16 protein-coding genes are annotated in these 17285 nt (G+C 64.3%); 8 read left to right on the top strand and 8 right to left on the bottom strand.

Going from position 1 to position 17285, the window contains the following annotated elements:
* Positions 1-13 precede the first annotated feature (13 nt).
* Positions 14-325 (top strand): DUF1272 domain-containing protein, encoded by a 312-nt coding sequence (locus tag QRQ56_RS15695; protein ID WP_438741300.1) that lies wholly within the window; start codon positions 14-16, stop codon positions 323-325.
* Positions 326-549: 224 nt separating this feature from the next.
* Here the strand turns inward: QRQ56_RS15695 and fahA are convergent, their stop codons facing one another.
* The 5 genes from fahA to QRQ56_RS15670 form a co-directional block, all read right to left on the bottom strand.
* A complete protein-coding gene (gene fahA, locus QRQ56_RS15690; protein WP_438741299.1) occupies positions 550-1824 on the bottom strand; it encodes a fumarylacetoacetase in 1275 nt (424 codons plus the stop codon).
* Positions 1825-2003: 179 nt separating this feature from the next.
* Positions 2004-3350, bottom strand: coding sequence for a homogentisate 1,2-dioxygenase (gene hmgA, locus QRQ56_RS15685; protein ID WP_438741297.1), 1347 nt, complete (start codon positions 3348-3350; stop codon positions 2004-2006).
* A gap of 2 nt (positions 3351-3352) precedes the next feature.
* Positions 3353-4309 (bottom strand): MBL fold metallo-hydrolase, encoded by a 957-nt coding sequence (locus tag QRQ56_RS15680; protein ID WP_438741490.1) that lies wholly within the window; start codon positions 4307-4309, stop codon positions 3353-3355.
* Positions 4310-4331: 22 nt separating this feature from the next.
* Positions 4332-4556 carry a DUF2783 domain-containing protein gene (locus tag QRQ56_RS15675; RefSeq protein WP_438741295.1) on the bottom strand — a complete coding sequence of 75 codons (225 nt, stop codon included), beginning with the start codon at positions 4554-4556 and terminating at the stop codon, positions 4332-4334.
* A gap of 35 nt (positions 4557-4591) precedes the next feature.
* Positions 4592-6223 carry an FAD-dependent oxidoreductase gene (locus QRQ56_RS15670; protein ID WP_438741293.1) on the bottom strand — a complete coding sequence of 544 codons (1632 nt, stop codon included), beginning with the start codon at positions 6221-6223 and terminating at the stop codon, positions 4592-4594.
* A gap of 109 nt (positions 6224-6332) precedes the next feature.
* Here QRQ56_RS15670 and QRQ56_RS15665 point away from each other — a divergent pair, with 109 nt between their 5' ends.
* Positions 6333-6875 carry a MarR family winged helix-turn-helix transcriptional regulator gene (locus tag QRQ56_RS15665; RefSeq protein WP_438741291.1) on the top strand — a complete coding sequence of 181 codons (543 nt, stop codon included), beginning with the start codon at positions 6333-6335 and terminating at the stop codon, positions 6873-6875.
* Positions 6876-6960: 85 nt separating this feature from the next.
* On the opposite strand, the gene QRQ56_RS15660 is transcribed toward QRQ56_RS15665, so the two are convergent.
* Entirely contained in the window at positions 6961-7719 is a 759-nt protein-coding gene (locus QRQ56_RS15660; protein WP_438741289.1) for a hypothetical protein, read from the bottom strand.
* Positions 7720-7999: 280 nt separating this feature from the next.
* A complete protein-coding gene (locus QRQ56_RS15655) occupies positions 8000-8806 on the bottom strand; it encodes an N-acyl homoserine lactonase family protein (RefSeq protein ID WP_438741288.1) in 807 nt (268 codons plus the stop codon).
* Positions 8807-9176: 370 nt separating this feature from the next.
* Here QRQ56_RS15655 and QRQ56_RS15650 point away from each other — a divergent pair, with 370 nt between their 5' ends.
* The 6 genes from QRQ56_RS15650 (at position 9177) to QRQ56_RS15625 (ending at position 16456) form a co-directional block, all read left to right on the top strand.
* Positions 9177-10736, top strand: coding sequence for a caspase family protein (locus tag QRQ56_RS15650; RefSeq protein WP_438741285.1), 1560 nt, complete (start codon positions 9177-9179; stop codon positions 10734-10736).
* A 146-nt stretch (positions 10737-10882) separates the two neighbouring features.
* The gene (locus tag QRQ56_RS15645) at positions 10883-11557 is read left to right on the top strand and encodes an OmpA family protein (protein ID WP_438741284.1); all 675 of its coding nucleotides are present in this window, start codon (positions 10883-10885) and stop codon (positions 11555-11557) included.
* Between the two features lie 158 nt (positions 11558-11715).
* Positions 11716-12645, top strand: coding sequence for an efflux RND transporter periplasmic adaptor subunit (locus tag QRQ56_RS15640; protein ID WP_438741282.1), 930 nt, complete (start codon positions 11716-11718; stop codon positions 12643-12645).
* On the top strand, positions 12645-15794 hold the full coding sequence (locus tag QRQ56_RS15635) for an efflux RND transporter permease subunit (protein ID WP_438741281.1): 3150 nt from the start codon (positions 12645-12647) through the stop codon (positions 15792-15794). Before QRQ56_RS15640 ends, QRQ56_RS15635 begins: the two co-directional genes overlap by 1 nt.
* Before the next feature lie 60 nt (positions 15795-15854).
* Entirely contained in the window at positions 15855-16094 is a 240-nt protein-coding gene (locus tag QRQ56_RS15630; RefSeq protein WP_438741280.1) for a DUF433 domain-containing protein, read from the top strand.
* Complete coding sequence (locus QRQ56_RS15625) at positions 16091-16456, top strand: DUF5615 family PIN-like protein (RefSeq protein ID WP_438741279.1); 366 nt, start codon at positions 16091-16093, stop codon at positions 16454-16456. Before QRQ56_RS15630 ends, QRQ56_RS15625 begins: the two co-directional genes overlap by 4 nt.
* Before the next feature lie 2 nt (positions 16457-16458).
* Here QRQ56_RS15625 and QRQ56_RS15620 read toward each other — a convergent pair whose 3' ends face one another.
* Positions 16459-17133, bottom strand: a complete 675-nt coding sequence (locus tag QRQ56_RS15620) for a Crp/Fnr family transcriptional regulator (protein ID WP_438741278.1) — start codon at positions 17131-17133, stop codon at positions 16459-16461.
* Positions 17134-17285: the final 152 nt, after the last annotated feature.

Genomic DNA, 17285 nt, shown 5'->3' with positions numbered 1-17285 from the left:
CCGGAGATTTGCCATGGCCCTCCAGCTTCGACCGAACTGCGAATATTGCGATTGCGACCTGCCGCCGGATGCGACGAATGCGCGGATCTGCTCCTACGAATGCACGTTCTGTGCGGACTGCGTCGAGACCAGGCTGTCCAACGTCTGCCCGAACTGCGGCGGCGGCTTTGCGCCGCGCCCGATCAGGCCGACGCAGGAATGGCGGCCGGGCGTATGCGCGACGAAGCAGATACCGTCCGACAAGCGTGTGCATCTGAAATACAGCGTCGAAGACGTCGCGGCGCATTGCGCGCGGGTGCGCGACGTGCCGCCGGAGAAGCGGTAGGCTCTCGACGCCGTCATTGCGAGCGAAGCGAAGCAATCCAGAAATGCGTCCGCGGAGGCAGACTGGATTGCTTCGTCGCAAGGGCTCCTCGCAATGACGAAGGTTGCGGCAGTCCCCTAGGGTGGGCAAAGGCGCATTAGCGCCGTGCCCACGTACTTTCTCCATCGCAACGAATGGTGGGCACGCTCCGCTTTACCCACCCTACGAGACCTCGCACGCGGCAATCACTCCGCCGCCACAATCGTCCCCTCGACCTCGCCAAACCCAACGCGATAGCCGTTGCCCTGGCACCAGCCGCGCATCACTAGGCTGTCGCCGTCTTCCAGGAACGAGCGCTTGGCGCCGCCGGGCAATTCCACGGGCTCGGTGCCGTTCCAGCTGATCTCGAGCAGGCTGCCGCGCTGGTTCTTCTCCGGACCGGAGATGGTGCCGCTGCCGAGGAGATCGCCGACATTCATGGCGCAGCCACTCGAGGCGTGGTGCATCAATTGCTGCACCGAGGACCAGTACATGTATTTGAAATTGGTGCGGCTGATGCCGGCAGGCGTGTTGGCACCCGCGGGGCGCAGGGCAACGTCCAGCTCCAAATCGTAGTTCTGGGGCTTGCCCTGCTTGAGATAGTCGAGCGGCACCGGCTCCTGCGCCGGGCCCTTCAGGCGGAACGGCTCCAGCGCCTCGCGCGTCACCACCCACGGGCTGATCGAGGTTGCGAAGGCCTTCGCGAGGAACGGGCCGAGCGGCACATATTCCCATTGCTGGATGTCGCGCGCGCTCCAGTCGTTGAGCAGCACGAAGCCAAAGATCATCGCCTCGGCCTGTTGCTCGCTCAGCATGCCGCCCATCGGCGACGGCTGGCCGATCACGACGCCCATCTCCAGCTCGAAATCGAGCCGCTTGCAGGGGCCGAAGCTCGGCAGCTCGACATTCGGCGGCTTCAACTGGCCACGCGGACGCTTCACCTTCGTGCCTGACACGACGACGGTGGAGGCGCGGCCGTTATAGGCGATCGGCATATGCAGCCAATTCGGCTGCAGCGCATTGTCCTTGCCGCGGAACATCACGCCGACATTGGTGGCGTGCTCTTTCGACGAATAGAAATCGGTATAGCCGGAGACGGTGAACGGCAGATGCAATCTCGCATCACGCATCGACACGAGCGCGCGGCCGCGCAGCTCCTCGTTGTCGCGCAACTCCGGATGATCGTGCCGCAGCAACTCGCTGATCCGCGCCCGCGTCCTGCTCCAGACCTTCGGCCCGAGCGCCATGAACGCATTCAGCGACGGGCCGGAGAACACGCCGAGCGGACCGACATCGAGCCGGGAATCCTGCTCGAGCTCCCAGAGATCGAGCACGCAAGCGCCGATTGCAACGCCAACCCGCGGCGTCGGATTGGCAGGGGTCGAGAACACGCCATAGGGCAGGTTCTGGATCGGGAAGTCGGAGGAAGCATCGACCTCGATGAAGGAGCGGAGGCTGGGGTCGTTGGGATGGGTTGTCACGTTCGGCTCAATTCCTTCTTCCTTCTCCCCTTGTGGGAGAAGGTGGCGCGAAGCGCCGGATGAGGGGTCTCTATCCACATGTCCAAATGTGAGAGGTTCACTCGCGGAGAGAGACCCCTCACCCGTCTCACCGCTGCGCGGTGAGCCACCCTCTCCCACAAGGGGAGAGGGGAAGAAAGCTACGGCTTGCTCGGATCGAACCGCTTCTCCAGTCCCTTCCAGCAATCCGCGTAATCATCCTGCAGCGTCGAGGCGTTCGCCGCGTGCGCCGTGACGCGCTGGGGATAGCGGGTCTCGAACATGAAGGCCATGGTGCCCGTGAGCTTCACCGGCTTCAGCTCGCCATTGCTGGCGTGCTCGAAGGCGTCGCGATCGGGGCCGTGCGGCAGCATGCAATTGTGCAGGCTCATGCCGCCGGGCACGAAGCCCTGCGGTTTGGCATCATAGACGCCGTAGATCAGGCCCATGAACTCGCTCATGATGTTCATGTGGTACCACGGCGGCCGGAAGGTGTTGTCGGCGACCATCCAGCGCTCGGGGAAGATGACGAAGTCGATATTCGCGGTGCCCGCAGTCTCCGATGGCGAGGTCAGCACCGTGAAGATCGAAGGATCGGGATGGTCGAAGCCGATCGCACCGACCGGCGAGAAGGTGCGCAGGTCATATTTGTAGGGCGCGTAATTGCCGTGCCACGCGACGACGTCGATCGGCGAATGCGGCAGCGTGGTCTTGAACAGCGCACCGCCCCATTTCACGTAGAGCTCGGTCGGCGTGTCCTTGTCCTCGTAATGCGCGACGGGGGTGAGGAAGTCGCGCGCGTTGGCGAGGCAGTTGGCGCCGATCGGCCCGCGCTCCGGCAGCGTGAAGGCGCCGCCATAATTCTCGCAGAGATAGCCGCGCGCCGGGCCGTTCGGGATCTCGACACGGAACTTGACGCCGCGCGGGATCACCACGATCTCGCCAGGCTCGGCATCGATACGGCCGAACTCGGTGACGAGGCGAAGACTGCCCTGCTGCAGCACGAACATCAGCTCGCCGTCGGCATTATAGAAATGCTGGTCCACCATCGACTTGGTGATGAGGTAGACATGCGCCGCCATACCGGCTTGCGTGTTCACGTCACCCGCCGTCGTCATGGTCTGCACGCCCTGGACGAAGGTCACCTCGCCCTTCGGCAGCGGCGTCGGATCCCAGCGCATCTGGGCGATCGGCAGATCGTATTCATGGCACGGCGCCGAGCGCCACAGCCCGGCATCCGCCTTCTCGAAGCGGCCGGAATGCTTCACCGACGGGCGGATGCGGTAGAGCCAGGAGCGCTCATTGGTGCCGCGCGGCGCGGTGAAGGGCGAGCCGGACAATTGCTCGGCATAGAGCCCGTAGGCGCAGCGCTGCGGCGAGTTGCGCCCGATCGGCAGCGCGCCCGGCAGCGCCTCGGTCTCGAAAGAGTTGCCGAAACCGGACATGTAGCCCGGCGTCACCTGGGCCGAGCTGCGGACAATCTGGTCAGGCGAGGTGTTTATGTTCATGGCTATCCTCCTCCTTGAAGAGCGGCCCACATCTCCTGGTCGCGTTTGTCGGTCCAGATCACGGGATCGTCGATCCCCGACGCCTCGTCATAAGCGCGCGACACGTTGAACGGCAGGCAGTGCTCGTAGATGGCGAAGCTGGAGAACTTCGGATCCATCACCTCGCGCGTCGCCGCCATCGATTCCTTCAAGCTGCGGCCCTTGGCGACCGAGATCTCGGCGGCGCCATAGAGCGAGGTGACGAAGTCGCGCGTCATCGCGATGGCCTCGCGAACCGTCGCCGTGCCGTTGAGCGCATCGCCACGGCCCGGCGCGATCGCCTTGGGATTGAAGTTGCGGATCTCGTTCAGCGTCATCGGCCATTCGCGCAAATGCGCATCGCCGCAATAGCATGCCGAGTGATATTCGATGAGATCGCCGGAGAACATCACCTCGGCATCCGGCACCCAGGCGACGATGTCGCCGGAGGTGTGGCCAGCGCCTAACTGCATCAGCCGCACCTCGCGCTTGCCGAGAAAGATCGACATCTCGCCTTCGAAGGTCAGCGTCGGCCAGGTCAGGCCGGGGATGCTCTGCGCATCCTGGAACAGGCGTGGGAAGCGGCCATATTCGGAATCCCAATCCTGCTTGCCGCGCTCCTCGATCAGCCGATAGGTCTCCTGCGAGGCGACAATGCCTTGCGCGTGATAGGCGGAGGCGCCAAGCACGCGTACCGCATGATAATGCGACAGCACGACATATTTGATCGGCTTGTCGGTGACGGCTTTGACGCGCTCGATCACCTTGTTCGCCATCGCAGGCGTCGCCTGGGCGTCGAACACGAGGCAACCGTCGTCGCCGACGATCACGGCCGTGTTCGGATCGCCCTCGGCGGTGAAGGCGTAGAGATCGGTGCCGATCTCGGAGAAAGTGATCTTCTTCTCGGCGAGATCGCCGGTGGATGCGAAGTTCTTCGCCATCATCAGTCCTTTGGTGTTGGGGTTATTGTTGTTGCTGTTGCTGCTGCTGGCCATCGATCATGCGGCGCTTGGCGAGCTCGATCGCCTCGCGCAGCACGTCGATATCGCCGATATGGTTGGCGAGGATCAGCACCAGCGCCGCGTCGAAATCGGCGCTCTGCTCGTCGGTGAAGCCGCGATGCGCTTCGACGATCGCGCGAAAGGCATCGTCGGGTCGCGCGAAATTGGAGCTGGTGGACAACGGCATGCAAATCCTCGATTCGAACCTTTCAATTCAGGCCTTTAATTCAGACCTTGGGCGCGCGACAGCGCCGCGGCGATGGCCTCGCGCGTTGGATGCCGGAAGCGCGCCGCGACATAGCCGTCGGGCCTGAGCAGATAGGCCGTGCCGGGCTCTGCATCATAGCGTCTGGCGACGAGGCCCGCTGGATCGGCAAGTCCGCTTCCGCCACCGACCCGGATGGTCTTGACGCCATCGGGCGGATCGACCGCGGCACCATTGCTGAACGACAGCAGGGTGAAGCCCGTTCCACCCGTGCGGAAGGCATCCGTCAGATAAGCTTGCTCGGCAATTGGCGCATCGAGCATGGAGCAGCCCGGAGGCGGCCCGCCGCGCCACGTCTCCGCATCGCGCGATGACAGCGGCGTCTCGTAGCTGCACGGCACCGACAGCCGGCCGCCATTGACCATGCGCTTGCCGAACTCGGTCTCCTTGGCGAGCGACAGCACCGCCTTGCGCAGCCGCGCCTCCTGATGCGAGTTGGGCGCCATGAAATCTGTCGAACGGGTGGATTCGCGGATGTTCTCGTCGGCCGCCATGCTGCGCTCGGTGTGGTAGCTCTCCAGCAGGCTTGCCGGCGAAATGCCGCGCAGCACGCGATCGAGCTTCCAGGACAGATTTTCGGCGTCCTCGAGTCCCGAGTTCGCGCCGCGCGCGCCGAACGGCGAGACCTGGTGCGCGGAATCGCCCGCGAAAATCACGCCGCCGTGGATGAAGCGATCCATCCGCCGGCACTGGAATTTGTAGAGCGAGATCCACTCGAAGTCGAACTTGTCGTGGCCGAGCATGCGCGCGATCCGCGGCCGCACGTTCTCCGGCTTCTTCTCGACCACGGGATCGGCGTAGCGGTTGAGCTGCAGATCGATGCGCCAGACGTCGTCGGGCTGCCGGTGCAGCAGCGCGGAGCGTCCGGCATGGAATGGCGGATCGAACCAGAACCAGCGCTCGGTTGGGAATTCCGCGGTCATCTTGACGTCGGCGATCAGGAACTGGTCCTCGAACACCTGGCCTGCGAACTCGGCCCCGACCATCTGCCGCAGCGAGGAGCGCGCGCCGTCGCAGGCGATGACGTATTGCGCATGCAGGCGATAGGCGCCCTCCGGCGTTTCGATCGTCAGCGCCACGCCGTCGTTGCGCTGCTCCAGCGCCGTCACCTTGTTGCGCCAGCGCAGGTCGATTTCGGGCAAATCCTGGATGCGATCGACCAGATAGGCCTCGGCGTAATATTGCTGCAGGTTGATGAAGGCCGGCCGCTTGTGGCCGTCCTCGGGCAGCAGGTTGAACTGATAGAGCTGGGAGTCGCCGTGGAAGATGCGGCCGACGCTCCACACCACGCCCTTGGCGACCATGCGGTCGCCGACGCCGAGCCGGTCCCAATATTCCAACGACCGCTTCGAGAAGCAGATCGCGCGCGAGCCTTCGCCGATGCGGTCGGCGTCATCCAGAAGGACGACGCGCTGGCCGCGCTGGGCAAGGTCGATCGCCAGCGACAGCCCGACCGGCCCGGCGCCGACAATCACGACCGGATGCTCGGCCGGGCTCTGGCCGGTGCGGTCCTGATCGGAATGGCGGCGATAGCCGAACTGGGTCTTGGCCTGATACGTCGTGGCCTGGAGTGTCTTGGCCTGCGCCATACGCGAACCTCGGCTATGGTCAGGAGAGCACTGATCTGCTAGATAGTCTCACGTGCAACTATTTTGGACCGGAGCCGGCCGGCCGTCAACTGGAATTCGGAGCGCTCCCTTGGCTAGGACATCTGGCGATATCGCCCTGAAGACGCGCGAGGCCGATGAGGCCTCGGTGCGGACAAAGGCACGGCTCGACCTGTTCAAGTTCGTGCCGTTCCGCCTCAACCGGCTCGCGGCCGAGGTCAGTTCCGCGCTCTCGGTCGAATATGAGGATCGGCACGGCCTCGACATTCCGGCCTGGCGCGTGATCGCCACGCTCGGGTTCCGCAACGATGCCTGCAGCGCGCAGTACATCGCGCAATGCACCCGCACCCACAAATCCACCATCAGCCGCGCCGTCACCATGCTGCTCAACGAGGCCCTGATCGAGCGGGTCGAGAACGAAGCCGACCGCCGCGAATTCCGCCTGCAACTGAGCAAGAAGGGCCGCGCGCTTTACGAAGAACTGTTCCCGCGCTTGCTGCGGCGGGAAGATGAAATCCTCGCCTGCCTCTCCCCGCAGGAACGCAAGCAGCTCTCGGCGTTGCTCGGCAAGATCGAGGAGAGTCTCGATCTGATCCAGACCAGCAAGGAAGCCGACGCCAAGCAGGCGTATTAGTGGCGCTGGCTGACAGACCGGCTCTCACTCAAGGGCTGAAGCGTGTGGCGATGAGACGAAGCGCGCGGCCCTCAGCGCTGTTCAATCAATTCACGCCATCATTCCGCGGCTGGTCGTCGATGGCTCGATCGGAGACCGGAGCCTGGACGTCACTGTCTTCCGGCGTGATCGAGACACTCGCCGCGCCGGTTTCCTCCTCCGCTGATAGCGACGGTGATTGCGGCTGATCTTCGGCGCGGTTGCCGCGGAAACGGCGATGTAATTTCTCACCCTGATCAAAAATGATGTTGAGCAGCCATCCTGCGATCGGTCGCGCGATTGCACGAAACGGCCTGGCAATGATGAAGCCGCCTTTGACATTCTCGATCGGGAAAGCCAATGCGTTGACCAGGGTATCGGCAGTGACGTACCGATAATTCTCTGCCAGATGCTCGGTGTTCATGAGCATCTGGATGGCAGGCTTGTCGTTCTCACCGTCGACCAGGATCATCGAGGAAAATTTATCGTCTGAACCGGTCAGTGCATTGGCCTCAACCGTTGTGACGGGATGCAAGCGCACCACGCTAGCTTCGGTTTGCTCGCGGTAGTGCACGGCCAGCGTAAGCTGGCCCATCTGCACCGCAGCGAGCAGCGTATTGAGATAATCGGCATCAGGCTCTGGCTTCTCGAAACTGACGCCCGGGACCATCTCGATGATATCGAGAATGCGGCCCAGGTCAGCGGCGGCCGCGGCGCGGTCGGCAAGACTCGCGGCCAGGTCGGCAATTGCCCTGGAAGCTTTAGAAAAATGCTCGCTGGCGCCTTTCATGGCGTCAGCAGCAAGGTTTTTGAGTTTTGAAAGCACGCCGAACACCTTGTGAATGTCAGGCACAACCTAGAAATGACGGATGAATACGTCAATCGGCGTGCACGATCGCGCATCCTGGGCCGATGCTATACATCACCCCGAGCGACGAAAGTTGCGACCCTCACTTGCCGAAACCTATTTCGCCGCCGTCGCCACGCGGGTCTGACGGGTCAGGCGCGGCCGCGACGTTAAAGACGAGGTCGTCGTGCGCGACGGCCGCGGCTGCGGGATCGGCGTGAGGCCGGTGATCAAATCTGTCTCCAAAGTGACGACATCGTCACTTCGCAAACGACCGCGACGGCGGCAGGTGCAGCGCCCAGGCGTCCACCTTGTCGCTGGCGCGTGGATAGATCTCCGTCACGATCGGATCATGGCCGGGGATGAATCTGTCGGGATGGCCGGCGAGGCGCTCGATCGTTTCCCAACCCATCGCCATGTCGCCGACATTGTAGACGATCGGGAACGGGCTCTTGCGCTGCAGATTGGCGTAGTAATGCGCGGCGTCGGACGCCAGCACCACGGGGCCGCGCGCGGTCTCGACCTTGACCACCTGCAAGCCATCGGAATGACCACCGACACGATGCACGGTGACGCCGGGCGCGACCTTGCCGTCACCCGAATAGAAGGTGACACGCTCGCCATAGACATGGCGCACCATCTGGGTGACGTGCTCGACCGAGAACGGATGTCGCAGCAGGCCGTTGCACATGCAGCGTCCCGTCGCGTAGGCCATCTCGCGCTCCTGGAGATGGAAGCGCGCATTCGCAAAGCGATCGAGATTGCCGGCATGGTCGTAATGCAGATGCGTCACGATGACGTCGCGAATGCTCGACGCCGCAACGCCAAAGCGCTCCAGCGCGTCGACCGGATTGAGCGTCAGCTTGCGCGCCCGCGCGCTGGCCTCCTCCGCATTGAAGCCGGTGTCGACCAGGATCTCGCGGCCGTTCCCTCGGATCAGCCAGACGAAATAGTCGAGGTCCTGCGCCGCGGTGTCATGCGGATCGGGCGCCAGGAAGTTCATGTTGGGGGTGCGCGGCGACATCGTCGCGTAGCGCAGGGCGTAGATTTCGTAGACGTTTCCCATGGTTCTTGCTTTTGGCTTTGCTTTTCTGAGTGGATCTTCGGGACGATCCTGCACAACAAGCCATTGTCAGCCGCAAAGGTCAAACGCCTCGCAGCGCGAGGGCAGCCAAGCCTTCTATGTGAGACCAATCACATTTTCGTCGCGATGCCTGCCCTAACATGCCGGCAACAGGATCGCGTCGAGCACAACCATGAGAACCCGTTTATTCCCCTTGCGGCCCGTTCCGGCGTTGCGGTCAATCGTCGCGATAACGCCGAATCTCCAAGCGGTTGACGCCCCCCGCCCCCGGTTTGATAATGAAGGAAGCGTAAGTTAAGGTCGCCGCGGCGCAAGCTGGGAACGGCGCCTTTTTGGCTGGACCGCGCTGATTATGAAAATTCGCTTCTTTTTTCTTCTGCCCCTGCTCATCTCACTCGTCCCGACCGCCCCGTCGCTCGCGGCCGGTGACCGCTTTGCGCTGGTGATCGGCAACGCCAAATATCCGGACGCGGATGCCCCGCTGAAGGAACCGCTCAACGATGCCCGTGACGTCGCCGACGAGCTCAAGCGCGACGGCTTTGCGGTCGATCTCGCCGAGAATTTGACCGGCGAAGGCATGCGCCGCGCCTTCGACAAGCTCTACGGCAAGATCAAGCCGGGATCGGTGGCGCTGGTGTTCTTCAGCGGCTTCGGCATCCAGTCGGCGCGCCAGAGCTACATGCTACCGATCGATGCGCAGATCTGGACCGAATCCGACGTGCGTCGCGACGGTGTCAGCCTGGAAACCGTCCTCGGCGAGCTCAACACCCGCGGCGCCGGGGTCAAGATCGCGCTGATCGACGCTTCCAGGCGCAACCCGTTCGAGCGCCGGTTCCGCAGCTTCTCGGCCGGCCTGACCCCGGTGATCGCGCCGAACGGCACGCTGGTGATGTACTCGGCCGCCCTCGCTTCCGTGGTCTCGGACGCAGGCGGCGACCACAGCCTGTTCGTCCAGGAGCTTCTGAAGGAAATCCGCGTCCCCGACCTGATGGCCGAGGAAACCCTGAACCGCACCAAGATGGGCGTCACGCGGGCTTCGCGCGGCGAGCAGGTGCCGTGGATATCCTCTTCATTGGCCGAAGATTTCTCGTTCAGCCCGGGAGGCGGCGGATCGCGTCCGGCACCTGCCGCGCCGCCTGCGCCTCCCGCCCCGCCGCCGGTCGTCGCCAACAACCCGCCGCCGGCACCGCCCGCCGCACCGACACCGCCTCCACCTCCGCCGCAGAAGCCGGCCAACACCGCTGCGGCACCTGCGCCTCCTCCTCCACCGCCTGCGCCGCCCCCCGCGCCGAAGCCGCAGGTCGAAGCCGCCTTGCCTCCGCCGCCGCCCACGCCGGTGTTGCCGCCTCCGGTGTTGCCGCCCGAGACTACCCCGGCGCCGAGCATGGACACCGGACCCAGCGCGGCCGCGCTGGCTGACGATCCCACGATCAAGAGCCTGACATCCAAGATTGCCGCCAATCCGGACGACGTGAACGCGCTGTACCGGCGCGGCCAGGTCTATGCCAGCAAGGGCGCCTACAATCTCGCCATCAAGGATTTCGACGACACGCTCCGGATCAACACCAAGGACGTCGAGGCGCTGAACAACCGCTGCTGGACCCGCACCGTGGTCGGCGATCTCCAGGGCGCATTGAAGGATTGCAACGAGGCGCTGCGGCTGCGGCCGAACTTCGTCGATGCGCTGGATAGCCGCGGGCTCGTCAATCTGAAGTCGGGCGCCGTCAAGAACGCCATCGCCGATTTCGACGCGGCCCTGAAGATCAATCCGCGCCTGACCTCCTCGCTCTACGGACGCGGCCTCGCCAAGCAGCGCAACGGCTCCGCCCAGGAAGGCGCCCTCGACATCGCCAATGCCAAGGCGATGGATCCGAACATCGTTCAGGAATTCGCAAGCTACGGAGTACGCTAGTATTTTTTTGGGTTGAGGCCGGCGGCGCCTCGAACCTTGGCGGCTCAGGAAAGACTAACAAACGGATGCCGCAGGCGGCCTTCTCCGGGAGGCTGATTGCAGGAATTTTCGAACCGCGCGAGCGCGCTGCGCAGGAGGGACTGGCTATGAAATCGGCTGCAAAGGGACTTACCGCGATCCTGTCCATTGCCACTCTCGGCATCATCCTGTCGCTGCCGGCCTCTCCCGTTTTCGCCGGCGATGACGGCAACAGCAAGAACGTCACCGAGGAAGACATCGTCCGCGCACTGGCGCCGGCGCCGAAGAAGCCGCTGACCCGCGGCCTGTCGATCGGCGCCCCGCAAGCCGATCCCGCGCCCAATGCCGCGGAGACCAAGCTGATCCAGTCGGTCCGCGGCCGCTCGACGCGTTCGCTGTCGTCGACCGAGCGCGAGGAGATCGCCTCCGTCGCCAAGGACAAGCCGAACATCGATCTCGAAATCACGTTCGACTACAACTCCGCCAATATCAGCGCCAAGTCGATGTCGTCGGTGCAGGCGCTCGGCCGCGCGCTGACCAGCCCGGACCTGCAGGGCTCCACCTTCGTGGTTGCCGGTCATACCGACGCCGCCGGCGGCGAAGGCTACAACCAGGACCTGTCGGAACGCCGCGCGGATTCGATCAAGCGCTACCTCGTCGACAAGTACAAGATCTCCGCGACCGACCTCGTCACCGTCGGCTATGGCAAGAGCAAGCTGAAGGATCCGGCCCAGCCGATGGCAGAGGTCAATCGCCGCGTGCAGGTCGTCAATATGGAAAACAAGACCACCGCATCGAAGTAAGCACGACGCAATCCCTTGGAATGACCAGTCGTGATGTGGTGTAAAGTCTCGCTTCCGAAGCGCGTCCCGCAGCCTTGCGGGACGCCGCTTTATTTCAGGGAAACGCTCTTCATAGGCCGCGCGCGGATGGCCGTGAGCCAGGCCAGGATGATCCGGCGATGAAGCTCTCCGAATACCTCAAGCCGGCCGGAACCATCGTGTTCGTCGTCGCGCTCGGCGTCGGCTATTACCTGTTCGAGCATCGGAAGCGTCCGGAGCCGAAGGAGACGCAGAGCGAGGCGCTCGTCATCGTGACGAAGTCGACCAATGCCTGCTTCTCCGACCTCGTGCGGGTGACTGGTTTCTTCGTGCCGCGCCGCGAGGCCGTGGTCATCGCCGACCAGGAGGGCTCCAAGGTCACCGACCTCTTCGTCACCGAAGGCGCCATGGTCACCGACAATCAGGAGCTGGCGCGCCTGACCGCGCCGCCGCAGATTCCGGGCCAGCCGCAGCGTCCGGGCCCGCAGGGTCCGGTTTCGCTGAAGGCACCGGCGGCGGGCCTCGTCACCGAAGTCCGCACCATCGTCGGCGCGCCCGCATCGCCGCAGGCCGGCCCGATGTTCCGCATCGCCGTCAACAACGAGATCGAGCTCGATGCCCAGGTCCCGGCGGTGCACATGCCCAAGCTGAGCGCCGGCGCAACCGTGCGCATCAGCCGCGACGACGCGCCCGATCTGATCGGCCGGGTCCGGCTGGTTGCGCCCGAGATCGACCGCGCCACGCAGCTCGGCCGCGTCCGCATCAGCGTCACCAACAATCCCTCGCTGAAGGTCGGCGTGTTCGCGCGCGCCTCGATCGACGCCAAGCGAAGCTGCGGCGTCTCGATCCCCAAGACCGCGATCGACCATCTCACCATTCAGGTCGTCAAGGGCAACACGATCGAGACGCGCAAGGTGCGGGTCGGACTGTCGTCCGACAGCGCCACGGAAATCCTGGAAGGCCTCGACGTCGGCGAAATCGTCGTGGCCGATGCCGGCTCTTCACTCCATGACGGCGACCAGATCAAGACCATGTTCGCCGATGAACTCGATCGCACGCGGGTACGCTGATGGCTCTCAATATCTCGGCTTGGTCGATCCGCAATCCGCTGCCGTCGGTCGTCTTCTCGATCATCCTGCTGATCCTCGGCTGGGTGTCTTTCACCAAGCTCGCGGTGACGCGGCTGCCGTCGGCCGACATTCCCGTGATCTCGGTCGTGGTCTCGCAATTCGGCGCGGCGCCCACCGAGCTCGAATCGCAGGTGACCAAGACGGTCGAAGACGCCGTCTCCGGCGTCGAGGGCGTGCGGCACATCACCTCGCAGATCACCGACGGCGTGTCGGTCACCACGATCCAGTTCGCGCTGGAGACCAACACCGACCGCGCCCTCAACGACGTCAAGGACGCGGTGACGCGTGTGCGCTCTAACCTGCCGCAGAACGTCACCGAGCCGCTGATCCAGCGCGTCGACGTCATCGGCCTGCCGATCGTCACCTATGCCGCGATCTCGCCCGGCAAGACGCCGGAGCAGCTCTCCTATTTCGTCGACGACGTGGTCAAGCGCGCGCTGCAGGGCGTGCGCGGCGTCGCCCAGGTCGAGCGCATCGGCGGTGTCGAGCGCGAGATTCTGGTTTCTCTCGATCCCGACCGCCTGCAGGCAATGGGCCTGACCGCGGTCAATGTCAGCCAGAGCCTGCGCGGCACCAATGTCGACGTCGCCGGCGGCCGCGCCGAGATCGGCAAGAACGACCAGGCGATCCGCACGCTTGCCGGCGCCAAGACGCTGAGCGATCTCGCCGGCACCATGATCCCGCTGTTTGGCGGCGGCGAGGTCCGGCTCGACGATCTCGGTACCGTCACCGACACCATCGCGGACCGCCGCACCTTCGCCCGCTTCAACGGCGAGCCGATCGTCGCGCTCGGCATCAAGCGCTCCAAGGGCGCCAGCGACGTGAAGGTCGCCGAGGCCGTGCAGAAGCGCGTCGACGCGCTCAAGGCCGCCTATCCCGACGTCGACCTCAAGGTGATCGACACCTCGGTCGAATACACCAACGGCAATTACCACGCGGCGATCTCGACCCTGTTCGAAGGCGCCATCCTCGCCGTCGTCATCGTGCTCTTGTTCCTGCGCGACCTGCGCGCCACCATCATTGCCGCGATCTCGCTGCCGCTATCGATCTTCCCGGCGTTCTGGGCGATGGACCTGCTCGGCTTCTCGCTGAACCTCGTCAGCTTCCTCGCCATCACGCTCTCGACGGGCATTCTGGTCGACGACGCCATCGTCGAGATCGAGAACATCGTCCGGCACATGAACATGGGCAAATCGCCCTATCGTGCCGCGCTGGAGGCCGCCGACGAGATCGGCCTCGCGGTGATCGCAATCTCGCTGACCATCATCGCGATCTTCGCACCCGCCAGCTTCATGTCGGGCATCGCCGGACAGTTCTTCAAGCAGTTCGGCATCACCGTCTCGGTGCAGGTGTTCTTCTCGCTGCTCGCGGCGCGCTTCGTCACGCCGGTGCTCGCCGCCTACTTCCTCAAGCATGGCAATCACGAAGAGCCGCCGCCCGGCCGCGTGCTGAGGTCCTACCATCGGATCGTGGCCTGGTCGGTGAAGCACTATTTCATCACGGTGCTGGTCGGCTTCGGCGTCTTCGCCGCCTCGATCTGGAGCATCACGCTGCTGCCGCAGGGCTTCCTGCCGGCGCAGGACAGCGCGCGTTCGCTGCTTGCGCTCGAGCTGCCGCCGGGCACCCAGCTCGCTTATACCGAAAAGGTCACCGAGGACATCGTCGCGCGGCTGCGCAAGCGGTCCGAGGTCAAGAGCATCTTCGTCGACGGCGGGCGCGTCCCGCCGGGCACGCAGGAAGTCCGGCGCGCGGCTCTGATCATCAACTACACGCCCAAGGATTCCCGCGACATCACCCAGCGCGAGCTGGAATTCTCGATCAGCCAGGAACTGGAGAACATCCCCGACATCCGTTTCTGGTTCCTCGACGAGAACGGCCTGCGCGCCATCTCGCTGGTCGTGACCGGCGTGGACGCCAACATCGTCAACAATTTCGCGAGCGAGCTCGCGACGCAGATGAAGCGGATCCCGACCATCTCGAACGTGATCTCGGAGACCACGCTGGAACGGCCCGAGCTGCGCGTCGAACCGCGCGCGGATCTCGCCGCTCGGCTCGGTGTCTCGACCGAGAGCCTGTCGCAGACCATCCGTGTCGCCACCATCGGCGATGTCGGGCCCGCGCTCGCCAAGTTCGACGTCGGCGACCGCCTGGTGCCGATCCGCGTTCAGCTCGAGGATGCCGCGCGCGGAAATCTGAAGACGCTGGAGCAGCTGCGCGTGCCGCTCGGCGAGCACGGCGAGAAGGGCGGCGTGCCGCTCTCGGTCATCGCCGACGTCAAGCTCGACCAGGGTCCGACCAGCATCAACCGCTACGATCGTGAGCGGCAGGCGACCGTCGCCGCCGACCTCGTCGGCTCCGCCGCGCTCGGCGACGCCACCAAGAAGATCTACGACCTGCCGGTGATGAAGAGCCGGCCGAAGGGCGTGAAGGTCTCGCCCTCCGGCGACGCCGAAAGCCTGAACGAGCTGTCCGACGGCTTCGCCACCGCGATCACCGCGGGCCTGATGATGGTCTATGCCGTGCTGGTGCTGCTGTTCGGCACCTTCCTGCAGCCGATCACCATCCTGTTCTCGCTGCCGCTCTCGATCGGCGGCGCCATCGCGGCCCTGCTCCTCACCGGCAAGCAGCTGACCACGCCGGTGTGGATCGGCATCCTGATGCTGATGGGCATCGTCACCAAGAACGCGATCATGCTGGTGGAGTTCGCGATCGAATCCATCAATGCGGGCAAGCCTCGCGACGAGGCGATGATCGACGCCGGCATGAAGCGCGCCCGTCCGATCGTGATGACCACGATCGCGATGGCCGCCGGCATGATGCCGAGCGCACTCGCGGTCGGCGCGGGCGGCGAGTTCCGCTCGCCGATGGCTCTCGCGGTGATCGGCGGCCTGATCTTCTCGACCATCCTGTCACTGGTATTCGTGCCCGCGATGTTCATGGTGATGGACGATCTCGGCGCCCTGATCTGGCGCTTCGCCAAGCGGCTGATCGTGCACAGCGAGGATGCCGAGACTGGCGGCCATCACGGCGCGGCACCGGCCGAAGCAGGCCCGGCGCCGAAGGCCATCGTGCACCCCGCGGCGGAGTAGGGTTCGAAAGGCCGCGGTCACGTACTGGCGGAAGGCGGGCGCCAACGCTATGTTGTGCTTATGACGTTTGCGCGTATCACGATCGACCCCGCGATCTGCACCGGCAAGCCCTGTATTCGCGGGCTGCGGTTTCCCGTGGCACGGCTGCTCGGCTTGCTGGCAGCCGGCGAGACCCGTGAATCCGTCTTGAACGACTACCCGTATCTCGAACGTGAAGACATCGACGAAGCCTTGCGCTACGCGGCCTTCCTTGCTGAGGATGAGGCCGTCGAGTTGCACCCCTTCGTCCCGGCTAAGTGAAATTCCTCATCGACATGCCGCTCTCGCCGGCGCTATCGCGCTGGCTCACGGAGACAGGGCATGACGCCGTCCACGCCTCGGCGATCGGACTTCATGCTGCGAGTGATGTTGAAATCATCGCATATGCCCGGCGAGAGACTCGCACGGTCGTCACCGCAGACCTCGACTATCCTCGACTGATTGCCGCTGCAGGCAGTGACAGCCCAAGTCTCATTCTTTTCCGAGGCGGTAGCTGGACAGAAGCAGGCGTACGGACCCGATTCGCAGAAATTCTGTCCGCCCTGACCGAGGACGAAATTCAGGGCAGCATCATCACCGTTGACCGGGATCGTGTTCGCCGCCGCAGGCTCCCGATCACTTGATTCTACTCGTTCCGCGCGATCGCCGTCAGCTTGGTCATGTTCCGGAGCAGGATGCGCCCGCGCTGGAGATCCAAAATCGCTTCCTTGCGCCAGGCCTGGAGCTGACGGTTGACGCTCTCGCGGGCGGCGCCGACGAAGACGCCGAGCTGCTCCTGCGAGATGTGGACCTCGGAACCAAAATCGGCGGCGAGCGCACAGAGCCGGCGCGCCAGGCGCACCGGCAGCGGCTGCAGCATGGATTCCTCCATGCGCTCGCTCTGCCAGCGGATGCGCTGGCACAGCAATCCGATAATCTTGATCGCGACCTTCGGCTCGCGTTCGAGGAAGCTGAGGAAATCCTCGCGCCGCAGCACGAACAATTCGCTGACCTCGCCCGCGGTCGCATCCGCGGTGCGGTTCTGGCCATCCAGCACCGCCACTTCGCCGAAAAGGTCGCCCGGTCCCATGAAGTTCAGCGTCAGCCGGCTGCCGTCGGAGGCGCCGGTCTCGATGCGGACCTGGCCGCGGCGCACGCCGAACAGCGCGTCTCCGGCATCGCCCTTCTGGAACAGCACCTCGCCATTCCCCAGATGCTGGGTGTGGCAGAGATTGGACAACCGCTGGAGCTCGTCTGTCCCGAGATCCGCGAACATGGCGTTCATCTTCAGAATGACCGCAAATTCGGCCTGCTTGCTCATTTCAATGTCCTTGTGAACGTCCTGGTCAGTTGTCTTGTCGGTTGTCTCGGCAAATCGTTTGAAACATCAGGATCGCGTAAAACCGCGCCGGGGAAGTGTGTCATAAGTCACATAATTTTGCAGCACCCCCTGACTATTTTTACGCGCTTGGA

This window comes from Bradyrhizobium sp. U531, assembly GCF_051710265.1.
Lineage (GTDB): Bacteria > Pseudomonadota > Alphaproteobacteria > Rhizobiales > Xanthobacteraceae > Bradyrhizobium.
This window is presented reverse-complemented; position numbering and strand designations above follow the sequence as displayed.